1 protein-coding gene is annotated in these 341 nt (G+C 45.2%); it reads right to left on the bottom strand.

Annotation, left to right across the window (positions count from 1 at the left end):
* Positions 1-341 (bottom strand): hypothetical protein (locus BWR59_RS32560; protein WP_168184575.1); only part of this gene is annotated, 341 nt, incomplete at both ends.

Below are 341 nucleotides of genomic sequence, written 5' to 3'. Positions count from 1 at the left end.
GTGTACTGCCGGACTTGAATAATCAGGCAATTTAACACCCGCACTATCGACATGAGGAACCATGGTTTCTTGGAATGCTCGCATGGTGCCATAGCCAAGATCCTTGGTGAAGGCTGGACAATTTTCCTTAAGATATTGTGCCCTAATAGCCTCTGCACCTGGAGATTTTATAAATTGCTCTAGCATTGGCTCGCCCCTTACCGAGTGAACCTGCTTATCGTTGCCACTTCCAGCTAGAAACATATCAAGAAACTCGTCGTTATTTGTTGCATTGTGCCCGTCGTGCATCTTATGAGAGGTTGCAACACTTTGATCAATGAGAGGTTGCAACACTTTGATCA

It is taken from the genome of Pseudomonas sp. Bc-h (genome assembly GCF_002080045.1).
Classification (GTDB): domain Bacteria; phylum Pseudomonadota; class Gammaproteobacteria; order Pseudomonadales; family Pseudomonadaceae; genus Aquipseudomonas.
The sequence above is the reverse complement of the archived record's forward strand: the minus strand, read 5'-3'. Positions and strand labels throughout refer to the sequence as shown.